This window comes from Haloferax sp. Q22 (genome assembly GCF_001482285.1).
Taxonomy (GTDB): Archaea; Halobacteriota; Halobacteria; order Halobacteriales; family Haloferacaceae; genus Haloferax.
The window spans coordinates 12,439-31,063 of the sequence record NZ_LOEP01000004.1 but is presented as its reverse complement, the minus strand read 5'-3'; the positions used below and the strand labels follow the sequence as shown (position 1 = coordinate 31,063).

Below are 18,625 nucleotides of genomic sequence, written 5' to 3'. Positions count from 1 at the left end.
CGGTCGAAGACGCTTTTTGGCGCACTGGAATTCGGCGCTGTCAGGCCTGTGGCGCGATATTCTGATTCACCCGGAACAGGTTCTCCGGGTCGTACCGGCGTTTCAGTTCGACCAACCGGTCGTAGTTGTCTCCGAAGGCGGCGCGAACGCGCTCGTTCCCCTCGCGGCTGAGGAAGTTCACGTAGACGCCGTCGGTGAGGTGGGGCGCTATCGCCGCGAAGAACGCCCGCGTCCACGCGATGTGTTCGTCGTCCTCGTCGGCGTCCGCCCACCGCGTGAAGATGTTGAACGAGTAGCTTGCGTCGCGGTGGGGGTACGCGGACGCGTCCGAGTCGGGGCGCGAAATCGCGCCTCCCAGATGCTCGATGACGATGGACGTGTACGGCGACGTCACCGCGTTCGCGTACTCGACGAGCGTCTCGATGGCCTCGTCGGAGAGCCCGGCCTCGCCGACGAACTGTGACTTCCAATAGTTCCGGTACCCCGGCGGGTACACGTCGTCGAAGAGTCCCTGAAACGCCGTGTACCGGCGCGGCTCGACGAGGTCGACAAGCGGCTCCCGAAACTCCCGGAGCGGCCGAATCGCCGGTTCGCCGTCCTCGGTGGGGCCCGCGTAGCACAGGTAGGCGGTGACGATTCGCTCGCCGCGGATGTCCGCCGGGACGAACGACGCGGACGGCGCGGTCCTGACCGAGGCGTAACAGCAGAGTTCTTCGGGGGCCGAGGCCGTGAACTCCCGGTGGAATCGCAAGAGGTCGCCGGCGGCCTCGAACGGATAGACCAGCACCCCCGCGAGGACCATCGGCCCGACCACGTGAAGGGCGAACTCGAAGGCGGTCACGACTCCGAAGTTACCGCCACCACCACGGAGTCCCCAGAAGAGGTCCGCGTGTTCGTCGTCGCTCGCGTGACGGACCTCGCCGTCGGCCGTGACGACTTCGACCGCCCGGAGGTTGTCGATGGCGAGCCCGTACGAACGGCTGAGCCATCCCCACCCGCCGCCGAGGGTCAACCCGGCGACCCCCGTCGTCGAAACGATGCCACTCGGCGTGGCGAGACCGTGGGCCTGGGTCGCGCGGTCGAACTCCCCGACGGTGACGCCGGGTTCGACTCGAGCAGTCTTGGTCTCCACATCCACCTCGACCGCCGTCAGCAACGAGCAGTCAATCAGTAGTCCGTCGTCACAGACGCCGTTCCCGGCGACGTTGTGGCCGCCGCCCTGCACCGCGAGTGGCAGTCCGTGCCGACGGGCGAACTCGACGGCGACGACGACGTCGTTCGTGTCCGCCGGCCGGACGACGACTGCGGGGTAGCGGTCGACCATCGCGTTCCAGACCGTACGCGCCGCTCGGTAGTCGCCGTCTGCTGGACCGAGTGCATCGCCGTGGAGACGAGCGTCGAGGTCGCGGATGGTGGTGTCGTCCACCGTTGGGTTATGGAAGTTACAAGGCTAAAACCCCGCCCTTCAGGGCGGGGATACAGCCGACAACTCCTACACAATCCACCCTCGATGGCACAACCAGATATTCCACGCCTCAGTCGTTACTTTTAAAACTCTATTTTTCATAAGTACTTATGAAGACAGTCCGATGCTGGAAACAACCCGCACCTATCGAGCGAAAATCGTCAACCACTCACAGGTGAGTGACGACCTCGATGACTGCGGACACTCAGCATCCAAACTGTGGAACGTCGCCCGCTACCACGCCCAACAAGAATGGGATAACACTGGCGAGATTCCGTCCGAAGCCGACCTCAAGCGCGAATTAAAAGACCACGAACGATACAGTGACCTCCATTCTCAGTCAAGTCAGCGCGTTCTTGAAGAACTCGCTGAGTCGTTCAACGGTTGGTTCAAAAAGCACAAGAACGGCGACACTGACGCGAATCCACCCGGCTACCGAAAGCGAGGCGACAAGCATCCGCGCTCAACCGTGACGTGGAAGCAGAACGGCATCAAGCACGATTCCAAGCACAACCAACTCCGTCTGAGCAAAGGCTTCAACCTGAAGAACCATCGCTCGGACTTCATCCTCGCAGAGTACGAGACACGCCCCGACGTGACCGTGGAGAACATCCAGCAAGTGCGGGCCGTGTGGAACGGCGACTGTTGGGAACTTCACCTCGTCTGCAAAGTCGAGATTCCTGTCGAGGACGCACCCGGCGACAACACCGCTGGAATCGACCTCGGCATCAAGAACTACCTCGCTATCGCCTACGACGACGGTGACGCTGAGTTGTATCCGGGGAACGTTCTCAAACAGGACAAGCACTACTTCACCCGTGACGAGTACGATACTGAGGGCGAGAACGGCCCGTCGCGCCGTGGGCTTCGTTCCCGGCAGAAACTCTCGCGTCGGAAAGACCACTTCCTGCACGCCCTCGCCAAGCACACCGTTGAGCAGTGCATCGACCACGAGGTTGGTCGCATCGCCATCGGTGACTTGAGCAAGATTCGTGAAGACGAAAATGGTGATGCTCGAAACTGGGGCAAGCGTGGAAACAAGAAACTCCACGGATGGGAGTTCGACCGCTTCACGACCTTGCTCGAATACAAGGCAGAGGAACACGGCATCCTCGTTGACCGAACGAGCGAACGAGACACGTCGAAGACGTGTTCGTGCTGTGGTCGGAAGCGTGATGCGAACCGTGTGGAGCGTGGGTTGTACGTCTGTGGGTCGTGCGGTGCGGCGATGAACGCAGACGTGAATGGTGCGGTGAATATTCGCAGAAAGATAACTCAGAGTCCTCCTACGGGGGATATGAGTAACGGTCGTTTGGCACGGCCAGCAGTCCACCTGTTCAACCAAACCTCGGGGCGTTTCGCACCGAGCGAACAGGTTGGTTGCAAACCCTAATATCCCAACGCTCGGGAATCCTCGCCCTTCAGGGCGGGGAGGATGTCAACTCGGTCCATACCGTGTTTACAGACGTTGTCCGTGGGAATATGCGTTCCTCAGAGAAACGGGAGTTGGTTCAAGACGTGCTGACAAGTGGTGAGGTCCGCGTCGCCCGCTCGCCCTCGGTCTCGGTCAGTTCGGGTTCAGTGCCGCTGTGCTCTCGGAGGAGCGCGTTCAGTTCGGACGGGCTGAACGTGAGCGCCTCGCAGACGATACACGCCTCGGGGGCCGTCGGCGACGCGGTCGCGTGGACGACGCCGCAGTGCTGGCACACGTGCAGGTGGTTTCTGTCTCCCATGTGCACGTTCACAGAGGCGCTCGGACCACGTCATGATGCTTCCTGCAGAATCTACAGGGGCTGTGTGGCTTTCACCTCGTGAGCACGGCGCATCTGCGCTCCGACGTAATCCCGCGTCACGAGGAGTCCGACGCCTGCTAGCGCCGTGCCCGCGCTCCCGTCACAACGCGAACAGCTATGGATATAGCGTGCTACTGTGTACCATGGGTGGGGCGCTCGACGATATCAGGTACCTCGCGGACTCGCAGCACCGTCCGGTGGTGATTCGGATGCTCGCCGATGGCCGGTGCTCCAGAGCGGCGCTTCGGGATGCGACCGGTGCCTCGTCGGCCACTATCGGCCGAATCGTACGGGCGTTCGAGGAGCGTGGCTGGCTCGTACGAGACGGGTCTCACTACTCGCTGACGGCGCTCGGGAGGTTCGTCGCAGCGTCGTTCTCGCGATTCCACGGCGACATGGCGGTCGCACACGAACTGAACGAACTCCTCCCGTACGTGCCGCTCGACGAGATCGGTATCGGCGTCGAGCAACTGGCCGACGCGACCGTCACCCGCGCAACACAGTACAACCCGTTCGCCGTGGTCTCTCGCGTGCGGGAACTCGAACGAATCTCCGAGGAGGCGCGCAGCCTCACCGACTTCTTTCCCGACCCCTGCATCGAGGGCCGATACAAATCCATCGTCCACGGCACACAGACGTTCGAAGCGGTGTTCGCCCCGGTCGTCTTCGAGTCCGCGCTGGCCTCGGACTTCGCGGACGAGTTCGAGGCAATCGTCGCCTCGGACCGGACTGACGTCTACGTGTACGACGGCGAGATTTCCCATCCCGTGATGGTCCACGACGGGGTCGGGTGTCTCGTCGTGCGGAACGACGTCGACGTCTCGATTGGCATGATCGAGACGGACGACGACGTGTTCCTCGAGTGGGTGACGGACGTGTTCGAGAGCTATCGGGCCGACGCGACCCTGTTGACCGCTGAATACCTCACGGCACCGCTAGAAGACGTGCTCGCCCAAGTCTGCGGCTGAGCGCACCGACCGCTCGCGACCAGCGGTCTCGGCTGTCCCGCAGCGAATCGCGAGTCACAGTCGAGGATTTCACCTAGTGAGCACCGCTCAGCAGGAATCATGACAACTGTTCGCACCGAATAGACCGGTCGAAGCACCATGGAAATCGTCTTCGCCACGTTCGAATCCGAACTCGACCACGACGCAATCGAGGAGACCATGCGCCAGCGGGCACAAAAGTTCCGGGAGGTGCCCGGACTCGTACAGAAGTACTTCGTGCACGACCGAGAGAACGACCGGTACGGCGCGTGTTTCATCTTCGATTCGGCGCAGTCCCGCGACGCGTACTTCGAATCGGACCTCAGCGCCGGCGTCGGAGCGGCCTACGCGGTGACGGGCGAGCCAGCGGTCACAAAAGCCCACCTCCTGTTCCCACTCCGCGAGGCCGACGGGCTGCCAGACCCCGCGTGACTCGACTGTGAGAGGCGACTCAACACAGAAAGTGGCGTTGCGAGCCCACCCGCCCACCGAACTCGAATCCACCGTGGCTGCCGTCGGTTCGAATAGCTCTCGTGTACTCGCGAAGCGGAGTTCTCGGTGCGCGTTGTCGTGTCGAAGCCGTCCGAATCAAACACCAAACTCAATACGGTCCGAGTTTCCGGACAGAGAGTAGTTCACGAAGTCCTTCTGTATCGAAGTCAGCGTCCGAGACCACCAGTTCTTTGCCTTCCGATCTAGCTGTCGCCGCAATCATGAGGTCACGTGGTGACATCGGGTCGCCTGATTCGAGAAGGCGGTTCTGCATCCGGGCTGCTTCAAATGCGACCTCTTCGGAGAAGTCGAGCGCGGTGACTCGTCCGAAGTTCTCACGCGCTCCGACGAGATCTGTCTCACCTGCGGTAAACACCTCTCCAGCGAGCACTTCGTAGACGCAAATACTGGAGGTGACTATGACCGGTTGTTCATCGACGAACTCGACGACTTCCCCGATACCATCGAGGTAATCGATGATAACCGATGAATCGAGAAAGGTCACTTCTCGTAGCTCTCTCGAGAACGCTTGATCGCCTCGCGCGCCTGTTCGGCTTTGTCAGTTCCCTTCCACGCACCAGCCTTCATCCCCGACCCTTCGTTCGCCAATCGGTCGAGAAACTCATCCCAACTCTCATCTTCACGCTTCAGCCTCGCCAGTTTCTCTTTTGTCTCGTCAGAGACGCGAATTGACGTGCTCATGCGCATACATTGCGTATGCAATCGGAAGTAGTTTGAGGACCTTGGTCTCGATGGACTACGAACTCCGAGTTCAAGGCTGCTAAGTCCGTCAATTTCAGGGAGGACCACATCAGTTACACCCACACTCTCGACGCCGCACGACGCCCAGAACAAAACCTTCCCAACGGACACTCGACTTTTCGCGTCTATTCCTCGCGTTCCTCGTGCTCGCCGTCCGCCTCGCTGACCGAAATCTCCGTCTCCTGTCCCCGCTCGGCCTCCCGCCGTAGCTCCTCGGCCCGGAGTTCGGCACGCGTGTAGGCGTCGTACACCGCGTAGAGCCACACGGCGGGCGCGAGGAGGAAGCCGATGAAGACCATCACCGAGACGGAGGCGACGATGAAGCCGACCGCGAAGACGAGGCCGCGTTCGAGCTCGCGGTTGTACAGCTGTCCGAGACCGGGGAAAATCGCGGACAGCACCGCCGCGACGAAGGGGTTGCCACCTTCGAACAGGTCGTCGAGCGCCGAGTCGACCGACGACTTCGGCGGGTCGCGCTGGCGGACCCCGCATTCGGGGCAGATTTCTGCGCGCGCGTTAATGACCGCGCCGCAGTCGCGGCAGAACGCCTCGTCCGGGCCGCGCTCACGAGTCGAGTCGTCCGTAGAGGGCGATGACATACCTGTCTTCTGTCGGCCGAGGACGTTAGTCCTGCGGCGGTCGGGCGTCAGGACGACCCGCCGTCACGTCGGGAGGGTCCCTTACGGAGACCACCGCTCACACACAGTACAGAAACGGCTTCATGAGCGCGACGCGGTCGCCGTCGTCGAGTCGCGTGTCGAAGCCGTCGAGGTTCTCGTTGAACACGCCGTTGACGAGGACGCGGGCGTAGGGCTGCGTCTGCTCTCCTTCGGGGTTCTTCCGCCACGTGCCCGGCGGTCGCTCCACCCGCGCCCACCCCCGCGTCGTCGCGTCCGCCTCGCGCTCTGCGATGACGAGGTCGCGCACGTTGTAGGCTTCGAAGAACGCGTCGAGGAACGCCCGGAGCGTCTCACCCTCGAAGGTGAACTCCATCTGATGGGTGCCCGCGGCCGTCCTGACATGTCCGGTCAGTTTGACCTCGACTGTCGTCTCTGGCGAGTCCGCCGTCTCCGACGCCGCGTCTGTCGCGTCCTCTGTCGCATCCGCCGCACCCGTCGCGTCCGGCGCTTTCCGCTCGGCTGTCCCTGTCTCCATACGTCCCATTACGCGCCGAATCCGAATGAGCGAGGTCCCGAACACGTTCGACCGCAAGCGAAAACCGGATTCCCGGGGAAAACTGTTGCCTGGCTCACAACTAATCTGCTCGCGCCACGACACGAAGGTGCCATGCGAATCGTTCCAACTCGCCTGTACGGTGCGGTCGTCCACAGCTCGGTGTTCCTCGGCGCGTCGACCATCGCCGAGGTGTTCGTCGCGTCCGCGCTCGCCGGAATCACGCCGAACGCCGCCCTCGTCGTCGGCTTCCTCATCACCATCGGCATCTACAACTTCGACAAGCTCGCCGACCTCGACGCCGACGCGGAGAACTACGCGGAACGGACCGCCTTCGTGGCGTCTCACCCGCGGCTGTACGCCGCCTGCTCGGTGGCCGTCGTCGCCGTCGCGCTCTGGCTCGCCGTCCGGTACGGCGGCGTCTACGCCCTCGGGCTGACGCTGTTTCCGGGCGTCGTCGCCGCGTTCTACACCGTCCCGCTCGTCCCGTTCTCGTCTGTCGACCGGCTCAAAGACGTGTTCCTCGTCAACACCGCGACGGTGTCGCTCGCGTGGGCGGTGCCCGTGGCGTTCATCCCGCTCTCGGTCGCCGCGACCGCACCCGACTACGCCGCCGGCGCGGCCGTCGCGGCGGGCTGGTTCTTCCTCCGCTCGGCCATCTCGGTCGAAGTCCACAACGTCCGCGACGTGACGGGCGACGCCCGGAACGGCGTCGAGACCCTGCCGACGGTCGTCGGCGTCCGCCGCACGCAACTGAGCCTCTACGGGTTAGAACTCGTCTCGCTCGGACTCGTCTCGGGTGCGGCGTGGGTCGGCGTCGTCCCCGCGTGGGCTCCGGTCGCGCTCCTTCCTTCGGTCGCCTATTCGACGTGGATTACCCACGCGCTCACCGGGTCCTCCCGGTCGGTCGAGCGACTCTGTACGCTCCGCGACGGCGAGGGCGTGCTGATGGCCGTCGGCGTCGCGGTCGTCGCCGCGGCTGTCGGAACCGGCGGGGCGCTCGCGTGACGCGTCAACCGCTGATACAACGCCGCTGAGACGAGTTCGGAGGCGGCATCGGGGTGAAACTCCCCGCTCAGATTCTCGAATACGTTTTTGTCACCTGGTGAATGACTATTCAGTTAGTGTTCCCGAGCATCGAGTGGGTCCCCTTCGAACAGTTGGTGTTCGGAAGCGACGTCAGCGCACGCCTGCTGATACAGCCGGTCTCACTCATCGTCGTCGTCGTCGGCCTGATGGTTATCACCGGCGTCGTAAGCGGCTACGTCGCCCTGTTCGCGTGGCGACGGCGCTCGACGCCCGGCGCGACCGGGCTCATCGTGTTCGGCCTCGCCAGCGGCTGGTGGTCGGCGGGCTACCTGTTGGAACTCCTCGTCGCGGACCTGACGCTCAAACTCGTCCTTGCGAACCTCCAGTGGGCCGGCGTCCTCGTGGCCCCCATCGCTTGGTTCCTCTTCGCGTTCGCCTACGCCGGTCGGGACCGATTCACCGCGTCGGGGTCGCTTCTCGTCCTCTCGTTTCTCCCCGTGGTCGGCTTCGTCGCCGTCTGGACCAACCCCGCACACCACCTGATGTGGAGTTCGGTCACCGTCGTCCCCGCCATCGGTCGGACGATTACCGTCCTCCAGACCGAGTGGGGACCGCTGTACTGGGTCCTGTTGGGATACAGCTACCTGCTGTGGCTCGCCGGGGCGATCGTCGTCTTCCGGACGGCGCTGGACATGCCGACGATCTACCGCCTCCAGGCCGCGATCCTCATCGTCGGGGCGCTGATGCCCGTGCTCGGAAACGCCGCGACGACGCTGCTCGAACTGTACGGCCCGGCCATCGACATGACTCCCGCGGCGTTCGCGTTCGCCGGCCTCGCGTGTACCGTCGCCGTCAGTCGGTTCGAACTCCTCGAAGCCCGACCGATCCCTCGGTGGGTCGCCCGCGAACGCGTGGTCGAGACGATGACCGACGCGGTCATCGTCACCGACACGAAGTGGCGCGTCACCGACGTGAACCAAGCGGCCGCGCGGATTCTCGGCGACACCGCCGCCGAGCTCAAAGGCAACCCCGTCAGCGACGTTATCGAGGCGTTCTCGCCCGACCAGCGGGACACGGACCACCTCACGGTCAGACTCGGGTCGGGACAGCGCTACTTCGAACTCCGGACGAGCGCCTTTACTGACCACCACGGCCGCGATATCGGCCACGCGCTCGTCTTCCGCGACGTGACCGACCGCCGGCTGAACCTCCAGCAACTCGAGGTGATGAACCGCGTCCTTCGACACAACCTCCGGACCGAGGCGAACCTCCTCGAAGGCTACGCGAACCTCGTCTTGGACGACATCGACGCCGGCGAACTCGACGACGCGCGGGACCACGCCCAGACCCTCCACGACCACGCGTCGACGCTCGTCAACATCAGCCAAAAGGCGCGCAAACTCGGCGCGACCCGCGAGGGCGACGACGACATCCGTCTCCTCCCCGTAGCCGTTCAGATACGGGCCGCCGCGGACACCGTCCGCACCGAGTTCCCCTGTGGGAATATCCGACTCCACGAGCTTCCCGCCCACGACTTCGTCTGTGCGCCCACGCTCGAACCCATCGTCCGCGAACTCGTCGAAAACGGCGTCCAACACAACCCAGCGGCGACGCCGGTCGTCACGGTGACCGCGAGCCACGAGACCGACGAACTCGTGATTCGCGTCGAAGACGACGGCCCCGGCATCAACGCGAGCGAACTCGCCGCCATCGACGCCCACGGCGAGACGCAACTCAGACACGCCAGCGGCCTCGGTCTCTGGCTGGTCAAGTGGGGCGTCGACCAACTCGGCGGTACCGTCGCCTTCCATCCCCGCGAGGAGGGCGGGACCGAAGTGGTGCTTCGGCTTCCGGCGTTGCGGGAGGAGTAGAGGGATTCAGCTATCCGGTGAGATAGTAGGGAGGATCGACAATAATTTCTAAAAAGTACAGTACTACGCCTCCTCGATTAATTTGTAGATATCCGCTCGGTATGTTGCTTCGATATCTTCGTAGTACGCGTGAAGATATGCATCGATCCCACTACTGTTCGTAAAGCTACCAGTCCGGTCGCCTCGGAGATATTTCACGAGTTGCCGGTTCAGGTTTTGTTCGACACGCCAATATGTGGTGAACCGGTGCCGACCGAAATGACTTGTAATCGGCCGATGCGCGTCCGTTTCTGCATACTTCGGATGGAAGTTTTTCTTCCAGACCTTGTTCACACCTTTTACAGTCATCTGGGTGTGGCTCTTTTTCGACAGAAACAACCACGGCTCACCGTTCTTGGGCCGTGCGTATAGATAGCGGTCCAGAAGCGACCGTATTTCTGTATCTAACGGGAGGAGACGCGGTCTAACCGATTTATTCCCGTCCCGCTCATCCCGCGACGGGATGTACACGAGATTTGTCCTCGTGCCTAATGCTTCATGCGACCCCAGCGTTGGATATGCTTCATTTGTAAGCGACGCTGTTAGGCTGATGTCTTCGAGACGGAGGTTCGAAACTTCACCAGCGCGCAGGCCAAGCTTCAACTGAAGCATGATGAGTGCCCTCGCCCGGAGATTGGTTACCGAGGCAACCATATCCCGGAGCTCTGCAATCGTGACCTTTCGATGCTCCTTAGTCTTCTTGACACGCAACGAAACCCGTTTCTTGGCTAGCTCGAATGGGTTGTAGCCGTCTTTATGTGGGAATACGGGGTCGTCCTGCCAGTACTGATATGCCCGGTTGAGCTTGCGCAGTTTTTCTTTAACCGTTCGTGCCGTGTTTCCGCGGCCACCCTCTTTTTTTGGTGTACGCTGTATCTCAATGTAGGCCTCGACGTGTTCGAGCGCAGGACAAGCTGGGTGTCGTCCCATCTCACACATATGTGAGCGCCACTCGTCGAAGACATACGCAAAGTGTCCTCGAGTTGCTGATGAGAGATCCCGTGCGTTTAGCACTTCCTCAAAGAACACCTCGAATGGGTCGACAGTCGTCTTGTTGAACGTTGGTTCAAGCGCGGCAAGTGGGTCGGTAGACTGACCGAATTCCTCTGCTAACATCTCACGGGGGGTTTGCGGCTGTTCAGTCACGCGGAATCGCCTCCCTCGTTCCGTGGGCGAACAGTCTCCCATTTCTTAATTTTCACATCCCAAATGTCACCAGCTGCGCCACCGGCGACAACAGCAAGCATTACTGGAGAATACCGATGTGGGTGGTTGGTATGCCACAACAACCAATCGTAGAAGCGCTTGATACGAACCCAGTAATTGTACGCGGTTGCAGCTGACTTATCATCCAAAAGACGTCGACACCAACGCTCAACATGTGTTGGCGTCGCAAGAGCATGATGACGCTGCAATTCGTCCATATGTTCGAGCCAATGTGATCCAGCCCGATCGACTGCCTCGTTGTACCGTGAACCAGAGCCACGTCCGTACTCGTATTCCTCACAGAATTCGGACCACGTATCTTGACCCTGGTACGTCGGCTGATGCCGTGACAGCCGGTGAATCTCAGGAACGTCGCCAATACGAGCGTATATCCCAACGCGATCTATCGCTTCTCTTGATTTCGTTCGTCTCATACGTAATCGCCGGCCGAATACAGCCGGCACCCTTGTCGGCTGTTATAAAATTACAGTACGATGCTCCGTTGATTATAAATATCAATTCTAAGTCTTTCAATTAGGCCTGTAAGTAGTAGAATACATCGGTTCCGTTGAAATGTGGGCCGTCAGTATCATAGATGATATCTCTGCGCCAAATTTATAGCTAGCTATCGAGAAAAACAAGCGATAGTCTCCGACTCCTACCCAATCGGTGACAGTTCGATGGCAGCCACCACTCGAACGCGGTGAAAGCCCGTCTACCCAAGAAGTATGACTCGCCCATTCGCTCGGGTCCGAAGAGCAGCAGCACACGCTCGCTCTTCTGGCCATACGCACGCTGTACCGACGGTTAGACATCTCGCTCGACATGGACTGATTGGAGTCGTCTTGCTCAGTCTCATTGCTGTCGAACCGGCACTCGCCCAAGAGAGTGTCATCTGTCAAACAGACCGAATCCCGACGATGATCTCTGGATTCTTCCAACTCACGACGACGGTTGGACTCATCGGCCTCGTCGTCGTCTGGCAGGGGAACTCGCTGTCTGAGATTTTCACGCTCAGCCCAGACCAACGAGAGAAGATCAAGCGACACAAGCGAACCGCACTCAAATCGACGCTCACGCTCGTCTTACTCGGCCCGCTCTACACCGTCGCTGGAAGTACGATGGGCCTCCCGCTTGCGACGTGTATCGACCTCGTCCCCATCTAGCGGTCGCGTGAGGTCTCACACTCCGAGCGGTTCTACAGCTTCGCTCCGCCGTGTGACCTGCGTCCTCGCCGCCGTGGCGCTCGTCGCTCTGGTTGGCGTTGGAGCAGCAGCACCCGGAAACGCGTCGCAACCGGCCCCCCACACAAATGCGACGCGCTGGTCGGACGACGCGGACGCCTGTCTCACAGCAGACGGCTACCGCGAGCAGTACGGACGCGACCCGCAACCAGCCGAATTGCTGGCAACGTGTACGGACTTCACGTACGAGACACCGCCCAACGTGACGGCGGCGAACGACCGTCTTCGGCAGTCGATGACGCCGGGTGACGAAACCACGTCGCTCGGCCCATCGTCGGCCACGGTTGGCTCCGATGGCCAACTTCGAGACGTTCGAGTGTCGCTGCTGACGGTGTCGCCGTCGACGCTCGTCCACGAGACCGCGACGACGACGCGATTCGTTCGACCGACAGGGACCGTCCATGGCTATGTCGATTATCGAGTCGACACCACACCGGTCACGACCGGCAACACGACCGTCTCGTGGCGACTGCGTTCACACCGTGTCGAATCAGTCTCGTTTGCCACCGACCGAGGTGTCATCGCAACCGACTCGAACACACAACAGCCGACGTTCACCTATCAGCAGGTCCCGACGGGGCGAACGCAGTTCCGACTCACGGCAACCGTCACCGCCGCGTTCGAACGGACGGTCACAGTCACCGCAAACGGCACGCGCGAGACGACGACCGAACTCGTCACGGCGAACGTCACCGTCAGCCAGACGCAGGCTGTCGTCGTCACACGGCCAAGTGCAGACACGGCTGTCCTCGCGCACCACGACGACACCCGCCAAGTCATCCTCTCGAATCTGACGCCATGGAGTCGCTATGCACTCGCAGGGACACCCGACCATGCAGTCCAGAACATCTGGCGGTTCTATACCGCCGCAGAGCCAGCGTGGCAGACGCTCGACAAGGCAACTGCGACGACAACTGCGGTGGTTCGACCGACAGCACGACCGCTCGTCGTCCATGCCGTTCCAACGCGCCCGCGTCCGGAGCCGGACCGGCCGTGGGGGCCGCTACAGATCGAAGACCGAACGGGAACCCAGCACGCGCGCCCCCAGTTCGACGACTCGAATCTCACGAGTACACCGACGGCGTACCAGCACGTCGACAGGCTCCGCCTCCGACAGCCGGCGGCCTCGTCGATTACGCTCACCGGGCTCGTTGCCGGACCACCGACGACACGTTCGCTCCCAGCAACGCCACAACGCGCTCGGAACGCAACGCTCACACTCACGACCGTGTCGCGCTCGCTGACGGACGCGACGCTTCGCGTCACCCTCACCGACGACACGACGGGCGCACCGCTGTCGACCGGGGCACCCGGAACGAACCACACCGGTGGCGTGGTCACCGTCGCTGGGACGCCGGTGTCACTCAACGAAACCGGCCAAGCGACGGTCGTCGTTTCTGAACCCGGCAGCTACCGGGCGACGTACCGGCCGGCGACGTGGCGACCGGGACAGCCTGCCTACGTCGCGACCGAAGCGACTGCCACCTGGCACCCGCTCACGACGACCCACGGCCTGACCGACGCGTTCTGGGAACTTCTCAAACTCCTGCTCGCCGTTGGGGCCGTGGTGTACGCACTACACCAACTTGGCCGACTCAGTACTCCAAACCCATGATACGACGCAGTACACGATCCGTTTCACAGTTGCATCGACCACGACCTCGAACCCGGAGGCGACATGGCTGACTCGACGCTGTCCGAACTCGGTAGTAAGTGGTTCGCCGACATCCTCGCCGCCATCACCGGCTGGTTTCAGCGCGGTATCACCGACGGCTACGAGCAGTTGAGCGCGGCCGCCTTCGGAACGCCAACCCCAGAGACGGGGAGCGTCCTCGGCATCGGCGTCCCGACGAACGAACCGTGGCAGTCACTCCACGAGACGCTCGTCGCTGGTGAAACCACCTTCCTTGCACTGTTGCTGCTCGTGATGGCCGTCCAAGCGAGGAACACGATTCGCGTCTTCAATCTCGGAAATCCGTTGATTGCGAGAGCGACATCGCGGTCTGCTTGGACGGGCGGTGTCCTCATCGTCTGCTGGTATTGGATTGCCGCAGCGTCGCTCACGCTCGTCGATGCGGTCACGCTTCTGTTGTTGCCGCCGGTGACGAGTGTCGGCACGCTCCTGTCCGACCTGCTGGTCGTGACGATTACGAACCCGATTCTCGCGTTCGGACTCGGGGCGCTCGGGGCGCTCGGCATGTGGGGCCTCCAAGCGCTCTTTGTCGTTCGCGACCTGCTGTTGTTTGGCTACATTTTCGCGATGCCGTTCGGACTCGCAGTCACGTACGCCAATCTCCCTGTCGTCTCGCGACTCACGGCGTCGCTGTGCCGGCGGTTCATCCCGCTTTTGATTGTCCCACTTCCGATTGCCCTGCTGTTTGGTGCATACGACCTCGTGCTCGCGCCGCTCGTTACGTTCGACCTCGTGCCAGGGAGTGCGTTCGCCCGCTACCTCCTTGCGACCTCGCTCCCGCTCGTGTCGGTCTACATCGCATGGCGACTCTTTCGTGACGTCATCCCACGAACGACGCGGGCAGTCCAGCGGACCGGGCGACTCACAGCCACCGCTGGCACGGTTGTCGCTGCGGGTGCCGTCAGCGGGCCTGCTGGTGCCGCCTCGGTCGCGAAACTCGGTGCGCGGTCTGCGGCGGTCAACGCGGTTGAAACCACACTCGAACCCTCCGCTCCCCCAGAAACGGCAACGCAACACGACCACGTCGCCGCCGATGCGAACGGCCAGCGCGGCGTCCCCACGTATCGCCGAACTGAGAACGACCCTGGCTACTACTGAATGTCACAAGAGACACCTGCTGAACGACGACTGTTGAAAACGCTCGGTGAAGCGGTTCGCATCCCGATTCTGAACATCGAGGAAGGCGACCTCTACCCGCTCGTTGGCTTCCCAATCGTGGGGGTCTTCATCGCTGGACTGACCGGTATCGATTCACTCCTCTGGCCGCTCGGCCTTGGGGGACTGTGTTGCGGCCTCCTTACCGTCTACGCGACGCCGTCACACCGAACGACGACCGCCTGGCTCGGCGACCTCGTCCACTACTATCTCGGCCGGCCGTCACTCACGACGGCGTACGCCGACACCGACGCGACCGGGCGTGACGCACAGACGCTTGGCGATTACAACCCCTTCGTCCCCGCCGAGGAGACACAAGACCTCACCAACATCGCCGCGGCGTGGCCTGGTGCAGGCGCACTCGAACGGAGTGATGGGACGATGGTCGGGATGGTCGAACTCAACCCGTCGAACATGGATTTCGCGATGTCCGGTGACTGGGCCCAACGACAGCACGTCGCCGAGACGTTCGCGAACAACGAACTCGACTTTCCGCTCGTCCTCCACGCGACGACGCGACCGTTCCCCGTCGACCGACTCATCGACCGCATCGATGACCGACTCACCGACGAAGACGTGGCCGAAAGCCCGGCGTTCGAGCGACTCCTCTCCGAGTATCGCGACACGCGGCCCGAAGAGATGGCTGGGACACAGGAAATCTGCTACTACCTCGGCGTCGAAGTCGACCCGTTCGAGGTCTACAGCGATCTCAACGAAGAGGAGACACCGCTGCAGCGACTGACCGCGCTGCCGCTCGTGGGGGTGTTGTTGACGCCGTTCGTGACGCGGCGTGAGAAACTCACCGAGGCGGAGGTCCGCGCTCGCCTGTTCGACGCCGTCGACACACGCTGTCGGACGCTCGAAACGGAACTCATCGGGAAACAACGCGGCTGGGCAGCCCGCCGGCTCTCGACGACCGAGCAGTTCCTGCTTTCGGTTGAATTCTGGAACGGAGCCGTCCACGAGTACGGCGACCCGGAGGCGAGTCTCCGAACGGCACCAGCGCTCGGACACAGCCAACGGGAGGATGCCGATGGTTGAGCAGCTGCTGCTCCAATCGGCGCTCGCGTCACCACCGGAACCAGTTCTGTGGGCCGTCCTTGGGAGTGGGCTTGCGTTTCTCGCTGGCGTCGCGCTCACCGTCGGCTGGCGACGCCTGACCCACACGACCGAGGCGTTCGACCCGACTGCCGTCTTCGATGAGTCGGTGTTGGAGCAGGCGGCCGCCGACCGCTCGATTCTGGAGGCAATCGATACTGCACACGCATCGATGGCCGCGCCCGCTGCAATCGAGTGGGACACCCGCGCCGCACGTGTCGGCGACCAATGGACGACGACGCTGTATCTGGCGTCCTACCCGGACTATCCCAAAGACGGCTATCTGAACGAGCTGTTCAATCTCACCGATATCGAGTTCGACTGCACGGTTCGCTTACAGCCGAAAAACCAAGCTCGCGCTCGCGACCAACTGCAGACGCTCGCCGATAACCTCCAAGTCGACGCGAAGCTCGAACAGACCGTCCGTGGCTCGTATCTCCAGACGCGGGCTGACGAAGCAACGGCGACCTACACCGCCGTCGAAGAGGGCCAACACGTCTTCTCGCAGGCGATGTTTCTGACCGTTCGTGGTGACACCCGCAGCGAACTCCGCGAGGCGGTTCGAACCGTCAAGCGACGCCTTCGCGACCACCCCGCAAATCTCACGCCGAAGACGGCGACGTGTGCACAGGACCGCGGGCTCCAAGCAGCCGCTCCCCTCGGTCCGAACCCGTTCGACGAAGACGTGGTTGCCCTCGGCGGGGCCGTGGGGGCGTTGCTTGCGTCACCACACAATCCAACGATTCTCGAACCCGACGGTGTCGAAGTCGGGATTCACCGACACAACGACAGCCCGGTCGTTATCGATGCGTTCGCCCGCGAAAACGGGTATGCGATGTTCACCGTCGGCGACCCCGGCTCCGGAAAGTCGTTCGGCGCAAAGCAGAACTTCATCCGCTCGATTGCGAACTCGAAAGACCGCATCGGCATCATTCTCGAACCGCTCAACAACTGGGCCGGTGTCGCCGAAGCCCTCAACGCCCACCGGATTACGGTTGGTGGGAAGATGGGACTCAACCCACTCGAAATCAAGCCGACTCCGCCGCGCGTCCAGCGAACACTCGGCGACGACGCCAGTCCGTTCAACGAGAAAATCGATAGCGTGCTGAGCTTCCTGACCAACTTCTTTTCGCTCCGTGGCATCCACCTCGGTGACCACCGCACGACGCTCGAACTGGCCATCACCGAAGCGTATCACGAACAGGGGATCACAGACGACGTGGCGACCCACGACAACGAGAGCCCGACGATGCGTGACGTTCTCGACGTGCTGACGACGATGTCCGAGACGCCCGACGACTTCGTCATTCGCAGCTCTGTCGAGACGGCGAAGCTCGAAGCCGACGCGGCGTGGCTCATCGACCAGCTGCGGCCCTTCGCGGCCGGCGGGCGATACGAGAATCTCGGCCGGGAGACCGAGTTCGAGATTCGCGACGAGAAGCTCATCTATCTCGACCTCGGCCAACAGGAAGGCACCGTCGGCGGCAGTACGAGCCTGCTCATGCAGTTGCTCATCGCCGCCGTCTACGAGCGGGCCAAAGAGACCGACAACGAGGTCGTCTTCGTCATCGATGAAGCCCGCTACATCATGCAGGACACAGAGAGCCTGTCGTTCCTCGAGACGGTGTTCCGCCACCATCGTCACCACGACCTCTCGATTCGCCTCGTCACCCAGACCGTCGACGAATTCTTCCAACATCCGGAGTCGGAAGCGATTCTCGACCAATGTGCTATCAAGCAGTTCCACCATCTCGACGGGATGGACGAGACGTGGGCGAACGAGTTCGGGCTCAACTACGCACAGATGCGATTCGTCCAAGACGCCGTCCCCGGGTCTGACCGACTGGGGTACTCACAGGCGCTCGTCGGCCTCGATGGCGAGTGGCGCGGGATTGAGGTGCGGGCGATGCCCGACGAGACCGAGGTCATCGATTACGACCCCAGCGTACACGACCGTTCGGACCGTCCCCTCGCGGACGACTAACGCGGCTCTGTTGGTCTTGTTGAAACCCTCAATCGGTGATCGGTTTCAGCAATCCCGCTGAATACAGAGCGCAAGTCGGTTACCAGTTCCGTACTCGATCTCACCAGACACAGAGGTTAATGAATTGACGCTTGCTTGGCTTGAAATTTCATTTAACGCACAATTATTCTATCAGACACCACAGTAAATAAAAGTAATCAGCGAGAGCGTCTACACTTTCCCTTGAGTTCGATTCGGACAGTTAGGGCAGTTGAACTTATAGTAGGTCGTCGATCTAATCAGCCCACTATCTTTTTTTATTTGTAGATGCCCCCCATTTCTCGCACAGTCAACGTGGAACTTTGTTCCACAGTTACTGCATTTCTCTTCAACACCTGTATCCCCACAGTAGTAACAGCTTGATCTTAACAGCCCCATGGTACATTAGACCATGATATTTGTTGACACTTATTTGTTACTGTATTTGTATTTTCTATTGTCACTAACTTCCCTAACCTGGGAGCAAGATCTGATCGGAGGTATTCTAGTGAATGGCCTCTGAGCCCTCCATTGAACTGAAAACACCCCCTTCTAACCGGTGGTTCTGATAAATCCAGGAGAAGTAAATAGACTCCCATGCTGCATACACCCGCTAC

At 61.6% G+C, this 18,625-nt stretch carries 17 protein-coding genes; 10 read left to right on the top strand and 7 right to left on the bottom strand.

Features of this window, described 5'->3' with window-relative positions; translation table 11 throughout:
- Positions 1–40 precede the first annotated feature (40 nt).
- Positions 41–1,426 (bottom strand): FAD-binding oxidoreductase, encoded by a 1,386-nt coding sequence (locus AM590_RS00765; protein ID WP_253805805.1) that lies wholly within the window; start codon positions 1,424–1,426, stop codon positions 41–43.
- A gap of 163 nt (positions 1,427–1,589) precedes the next feature.
- Here AM590_RS00765 and AM590_RS00760 point away from each other — a divergent pair, with 163 nt between their 5' ends.
- On the top strand, positions 1,590–2,858 hold the full coding sequence (locus tag AM590_RS00760) for an RNA-guided endonuclease TnpB family protein (RefSeq protein WP_058825785.1): 1,269 nt from the start codon (positions 1,590–1,592) through the stop codon (positions 2,856–2,858).
- Between the two features lie 118 nt (positions 2,859–2,976).
- On the opposite strand, the gene AM590_RS00755 is transcribed toward AM590_RS00760, so the two are convergent.
- Positions 2,977–3,198, bottom strand: coding sequence for a hypothetical protein (locus AM590_RS00755; protein WP_058825784.1), 222 nt, complete (start codon positions 3,196–3,198; stop codon positions 2,977–2,979).
- Between the two features lie 203 nt (positions 3,199–3,401).
- On the opposite strand from AM590_RS00755, the gene AM590_RS00750 reads away from it, so the two are divergent.
- Both AM590_RS00750 and AM590_RS00745 read left to right on the top strand, forming a co-directional pair.
- Complete coding sequence (locus AM590_RS00750) at positions 3,402–4,226, top strand: winged helix-turn-helix domain-containing protein (RefSeq protein WP_058825783.1); 825 nt, start codon at positions 3,402–3,404, stop codon at positions 4,224–4,226.
- Positions 4,227–4,364: 138 nt separating this feature from the next.
- Complete coding sequence (locus AM590_RS00745) at positions 4,365–4,676, top strand: YdhR family protein (RefSeq protein WP_058568510.1); 312 nt, start codon at positions 4,365–4,367, stop codon at positions 4,674–4,676.
- 169 nt (positions 4,677–4,845) lie between these two features.
- Here the strand turns inward: AM590_RS00745 and AM590_RS00740 are convergent, their stop codons facing one another.
- The 4 genes from AM590_RS00740 to AM590_RS00725 form a co-directional block, all read right to left on the bottom strand.
- Positions 4,846–5,241: a type II toxin-antitoxin system VapC family toxin gene (locus tag AM590_RS00740; RefSeq protein ID WP_058825782.1), complete on the bottom strand. Its 396-nt coding sequence runs from the start codon at positions 5,239–5,241 to the stop codon at positions 4,846–4,848.
- The gene (locus AM590_RS00735) at positions 5,238–5,438 is read right to left on the bottom strand and encodes an antitoxin VapB family protein (RefSeq protein WP_058825781.1); all 201 of its coding nucleotides are present in this window, start codon (positions 5,436–5,438) and stop codon (positions 5,238–5,240) included. The genes AM590_RS00740 and AM590_RS00735 overlap by 4 nt, the downstream gene beginning before the upstream one ends.
- Before the next feature lie 185 nt (positions 5,439–5,623).
- On the bottom strand, positions 5,624–6,097 hold the full coding sequence (locus AM590_RS00730; protein WP_058825780.1) for a zinc ribbon domain-containing protein: 474 nt from the start codon (positions 6,095–6,097) through the stop codon (positions 5,624–5,626).
- 97 nt (positions 6,098–6,194) lie between these two features.
- Positions 6,195–6,653, bottom strand: a complete 459-nt coding sequence (locus AM590_RS00725; RefSeq protein WP_058825779.1) for a MoaD/ThiS family protein — start codon at positions 6,651–6,653, stop codon at positions 6,195–6,197.
- Between the two features lie 132 nt (positions 6,654–6,785).
- Here AM590_RS00725 and AM590_RS00720 point away from each other — a divergent pair, with 132 nt between their 5' ends.
- Both AM590_RS00720 and AM590_RS00715 read left to right on the top strand, forming a co-directional pair.
- Entirely contained in the window at positions 6,786–7,679 is an 894-nt protein-coding gene (locus tag AM590_RS00720; RefSeq protein WP_058825778.1) for a UbiA family prenyltransferase, read from the top strand.
- A gap of 116 nt (positions 7,680–7,795) precedes the next feature.
- Entirely contained in the window at positions 7,796–9,571 is a 1,776-nt protein-coding gene (locus AM590_RS00715; RefSeq protein WP_058825777.1) for a histidine kinase N-terminal 7TM domain-containing protein, read from the top strand.
- 63 nt (positions 9,572–9,634) lie between these two features.
- On the opposite strand, the gene AM590_RS00710 is transcribed toward AM590_RS00715, so the two are convergent.
- A complete protein-coding gene (locus tag AM590_RS00710) occupies positions 9,635–10,756 on the bottom strand; it encodes a site-specific integrase (protein WP_058825776.1) in 1,122 nt (373 codons plus the stop codon).
- 788 nt (positions 10,757–11,544) lie between these two features.
- On the opposite strand from AM590_RS00710, the gene AM590_RS21350 reads away from it, so the two are divergent.
- The 5 genes from AM590_RS21350 (at position 11,545) to AM590_RS00685 (ending at position 17,990) form a co-directional block, all read left to right on the top strand.
- Complete coding sequence (locus AM590_RS21350; RefSeq protein ID WP_345775623.1) at positions 11,545–11,982, top strand: hypothetical protein; 438 nt, start codon at positions 11,545–11,547, stop codon at positions 11,980–11,982.
- A 52-nt stretch (positions 11,983–12,034) separates the two neighbouring features.
- A complete protein-coding gene (locus tag AM590_RS00700; RefSeq protein ID WP_157575398.1) occupies positions 12,035–13,675 on the top strand; it encodes a hypothetical protein in 1,641 nt (546 codons plus the stop codon).
- Between the two features lie 63 nt (positions 13,676–13,738).
- Complete coding sequence (locus tag AM590_RS00695) at positions 13,739–14,851, top strand: hypothetical protein (RefSeq protein WP_058825773.1); 1,113 nt, start codon at positions 13,739–13,741, stop codon at positions 14,849–14,851.
- Complete coding sequence (locus tag AM590_RS00690) at positions 14,852–15,949, top strand: hypothetical protein (protein WP_058825772.1); 1,098 nt, start codon at positions 14,852–14,854, stop codon at positions 15,947–15,949.
- On the top strand, positions 15,936–17,990 hold the full coding sequence (locus tag AM590_RS00685; RefSeq protein ID WP_253805804.1) for a VirB4 family type IV secretion system protein: 2,055 nt from the start codon (positions 15,936–15,938) through the stop codon (positions 17,988–17,990). The genes AM590_RS00690 and AM590_RS00685 overlap by 14 nt, the downstream gene beginning before the upstream one ends.
- Positions 17,991–18,625 lie beyond the last annotated feature (635 nt).

Excerpts from the sequence above, each read along its gene's own strand:
- AM590_RS00760 (WP_058825785.1), top strand. The coding sequence starts at position 1,590 with ATGCTGGAAACAACCCGCACCTATCGAGCGAAAATCGTCAACCACTCA.
- AM590_RS00755 (WP_058825784.1), bottom strand. The coding sequence starts at position 3,198 with ATGGGAGACAGAAACCACCTGCACGTGTGCCAGCACTGCGGCGTCGTC.
- AM590_RS00750 (WP_058825783.1), top strand. The coding sequence starts at position 3,402 with ATGGGTGGGGCGCTCGACGATATCAGGTACCTCGCGGACTCGCAGCAC.
- AM590_RS00745 (WP_058568510.1), top strand. The coding sequence starts at position 4,365 with ATGGAAATCGTCTTCGCCACGTTCGAATCCGAACTCGACCACGACGCA.
- AM590_RS00735 (WP_058825781.1), bottom strand. The coding sequence starts at position 5,438 with ATGAGCACGTCAATTCGCGTCTCTGACGAGACAAAAGAGAAACTGGCG.
- AM590_RS00730 (WP_058825780.1), bottom strand. The coding sequence starts at position 6,097 with ATGTCATCGCCCTCTACGGACGACTCGACTCGTGAGCGCGGCCCGGAC.
- AM590_RS00725 (WP_058825779.1), bottom strand. The coding sequence starts at position 6,653 with ATGGAGACAGGGACAGCCGAGCGGAAAGCGCCGGACGCGACGGGTGCG.
- AM590_RS00720 (WP_058825778.1), top strand. The coding sequence starts at position 6,786 with ATGCGAATCGTTCCAACTCGCCTGTACGGTGCGGTCGTCCACAGCTCG.
- AM590_RS21350 (WP_345775623.1), top strand. The coding sequence starts at position 11,545 with ATGACTCGCCCATTCGCTCGGGTCCGAAGAGCAGCAGCACACGCTCGC.
- AM590_RS00695 (WP_058825773.1), top strand. The coding sequence starts at position 13,739 with ATGGCTGACTCGACGCTGTCCGAACTCGGTAGTAAGTGGTTCGCCGAC.
- AM590_RS00690 (WP_058825772.1), top strand. The coding sequence starts at position 14,852 with ATGTCACAAGAGACACCTGCTGAACGACGACTGTTGAAAACGCTCGGT.
- AM590_RS00685 (WP_253805804.1), top strand. The coding sequence starts at position 15,936 with ATGCCGATGGTTGAGCAGCTGCTGCTCCAATCGGCGCTCGCGTCACCA.